The sequence below is a fragment of the Ligilactobacillus araffinosus DSM 20653 genome (genome assembly GCF_001435375.1).
Lineage (GTDB): Bacteria > Bacillota > Bacilli > Lactobacillales > Lactobacillaceae > Ligilactobacillus > Ligilactobacillus araffinosus.
This window is the reverse complement of the sequence record NZ_AYYZ01000019.1, coordinates 1-3,735: the sequence shown is the minus strand read 5'-3', so window position 1 is coordinate 3,735 and position 3,735 is coordinate 1. Positions and strand designations below refer to the sequence as shown.

General features: G+C 35.7%; 1 protein-coding gene. It reads left to right on the top strand.

The annotated features are described in order from the left end of the window. Positions 1–27 precede the first annotated feature (27 nt). On the top strand, positions 28–3,735 hold a 3,708-nt coding region (locus FC64_RS03155), incomplete at its 3' end, for a mucin-binding protein (protein WP_202987247.1).

Here is a 3,735-nt window from a genome sequence, read left to right as displayed (position 1 = left end):
TCATCAAGCAAAGAAGCTAGTTCTTCAGTGAACACATCAAGTGTAAGTTCATCAAGTACAGAAGCAAATTCTTCAATGGATGCATTAAGTGTAATTGGTGAAAGTTCAACGAATTTAAAATCAAATAATGATTTATCTTCTGAAGAATTAACTAATGAAGTAAATCAAAATAATGTTCCGACTGGTATTTTTACTCAAACAACGAATGCAGCTACTGATGATATGATGCAGAAATTAGCTAAAAGCGGTTCGTATGCGTATGATCCTTATTATGGGACATGGACATTTTTCTTTGTTGATCAAAATGGGAATACGCTTTACTATCCAGCAGGGTGTACAGATGCTTCTTCAAGTCAAGCAAAAACTTTTGTTACTCCATATGTAAAAAAAGTTGAAAATGAAGGGTATAAATACGATCATTGTGATAGTTTGTATAATAATGTAAATGGATATTCGTATAATTATATAACCATTGTGTTTGACAAAGCACCATTAGTTCAAGGTGGTAAGGTCACGGTTCAGTATGTTGATTCAACAACAGGGAAAGTATTACAAACTGGGACGGCAATATATAAGAGTAGTGAAGGCAAAACAAGTAGTACGCCATATGTAGGATATACGTATACTACAAGTCCGGCAACCATTACAGGATACACTTTAAGTAAAACACCATCAAATGCAACCGGAACGGTAACAAAGAATGCGCAAACGGTAACGTATGAATATACTCCTAATCAAGAGACCGCTAAAATTCAAATTATTGATGATTCTGAAGGCGGTAAGGTTATTAATACTGTAACTGTTAACGGAACATATGGATCAACATCTACGTATGATATTAATAGTTACTTAAATTCAAATTATCCGAACTATAATGTTGAGTCAGATAATTGGCCAGGTTCGATCACTTGGAATAGTTCAAATGATGGGACCGTCCCAACTTATCAAGTGAAATTAACTCATAAAACACAAAGCAGTACAGATACAAAAACAGTTACACAAACAATTAAGTACCAATACTCAGATGGAACGCAAGCAGAACCGACTAAGACAACAACGATTACGTTTACAAGACCAGCAACTAAAGATTTAGTTACTGGAAATGTTACGTATGGTTCATGGACAAATGAGACGGGAACAGATGAATTTCCATCAGTTCAATCTCCACAAATTCCAGGGTATACGGCAAGTCCTAGTCAATCGACTGCTATTACTGGAATTACGGCAAATTCATCCGATAATAATCAGACAGTTACCTATGTTGCAAATAAAGAAGAAATGACCATCGTTTATTATGATATGGACGAGCATAAGGTTTTACAACAAAATATTTTGCAAGGTGATTATAATACTTCACCTGATTACGATTACCAAAGTATAATTCAAAATTTTGAAAATGCTGGTTATAAGATTGCTAAAGATACAATTCCATCAGGTGGATTGAAGTTTGATAATTCTGGTGATCAACACTACGAAGTCGACTTTACCCATACAACAACAACTTTACCAAGTGATTCAGAAGGATTAACAAAAGTAATTACCCATACAATCCACTATGTTGATTCAACAGGGAAGACAGTTGCTCCAGATGTTGTACAATCAATCACTTATACCCGTGGCGCAACGAAGGATAATGTTACTGGTGATATTACCTATACTGATTGGACAACAACGACTGATCCAGCTGAATTTCCATCAGTTGTTTCTCCAACCGTTGATGGGTATACTCCAAGTCAACAGGATAGTGGAACGGTTCCAGTAAACAGTAACTCTTCAGACTCTGATGAAACAATTGTTTATACAAAAAATGGGAGTTCTCAAACGCCTACAGGTGATACAGCAACAGTTACGGAAACTATTAACTATATTAATAGTAGTGGTGTTGTTTTACACGTACCGACAACAGTAACGATTACCTTCAAACGAAATGCTGATGGGACATATACGGCAGAAGGTAGCGATGATTTTCCAGCAGTTACTGCTCCAGAAATTTCAGGATATACTCCAGACGTTTCAAGTATTCCAGAAATTGATAATGTTAAAGCCACAGATGCAAATATTGAAAAGACAATTGTGTATAGTCCAACGCAGTCTTCAATTACAATCACTTACTATGATGAAACAAGTAAAAAGGTAATTAAGACAGATACATTAAGTGGAAATTATAATTCAAGCCCAGATTACGATGCAAATACAATTATTAGCGGATTAGAAAAAAATGGCTATGAGGAAGTAAGTAGTAACTTACCTTCAAGTTTGATTTATACTAATAGTCCACAGTCGTATACCGTTAATTTCCAACATACTTATACTACAAATACTGAAAGTTCGACGGTTACACAAACAATTAATTATAATTATTCTGATGGACAAAAAGCTGCTGATTCTGTAAATAAGCAATTAACTTTTACACGGACAGCAACGAAAGATAATGTTACTGGTGTTATTCAATATAGTCCATGGTCACCAACAAGTGGAGAGTTTCCATCTGTAACGTCACCAACGATTACTGGATACACTCCAAGTGAGGTACGGAGTCAGGAGATAACCAATGTAGATGGTTCGTCTCAAAATAATGTTCAAAACATTATTTATACCGCTAATCAAGAAAAAATTAATGTAAATTATATTGATCAGACAACTGGAAAAACAATTAAAACAGATACCTTAACAGGTGCATATGATACAACATCATCATATACAACGGCTGATGAAATCAAGACTTTGGAACAGCAAGGCTATGTTTTGGTACAAGATAATTATCCAACAGGTGGGGCTAAGTTTGATGAAGATGGAGTTGTAAAGTCATATAATGTCATTTTGAAAGAAAATGTTACAACTTCAACTGAGTCTCAAACAGTATCACAAACGATTCATTACGTTGACTCTAATGGTAAACAACTTGCCCCAGATAAAGATACTTCTTTGACGTTTACAAGAGATGTAAGCATCAACCAAGTAACTGGAGAAAAAACTTATGGTAATTGGGCACCAGCAACCGGTGAATTTCCACAAGTTCAGTCACCATCGATTACTGGATATACAGTAACACCAGGTGAAGAAGAAAGTCAGGCAGTTAGTGTAACTCCGGATTCAAGTAATAATGTTCAAACAATTACGTATACTGCTAATCAAGAAAGAGCACAAGTTCAATACATTGATGGAACAACAGGTCAAGTTTTATCAACAGATGATTTAAGCGGAGCATATGGAACAACGGATAGTTATAACCCTGCGTCAACGATTCAGAAATACATTAATGAAGGTTATAAACTTTCAAGTGATGACTTTCCTGCAAATGGGGTAGTTTATAATTACGATGGAACTGTTCCGGTATACAAGATCGTATTTGAACATAATACAAGAACAGATACAGCAAGTGATAATCCAGATAATGTTCCAGCTGATGAATTGACACATACTGTTCAACAAACGATTAACTATGTATATAGTGACGGGACAAAAGCAGCTGATTCGGTTACAAATTCAGTTACATTTAATCGAAGTGTAACGGTTGATCAGGTAACTCATCAAGTTGTATCCGAAGGAGATTGGACACCAGTAAGTGGAACTTATCCATCTGTAACATCACCTACAATTACTGGTTATACTCCTGATGTGACTGCAACAACGGCTAATAACGATGTTTTACCGACAGATAGTAATAGTACAGTTACAGTCACTTACACAGCAAACAAGGAACACGCGGTGGTCAACTACGTAGACGATGCGACA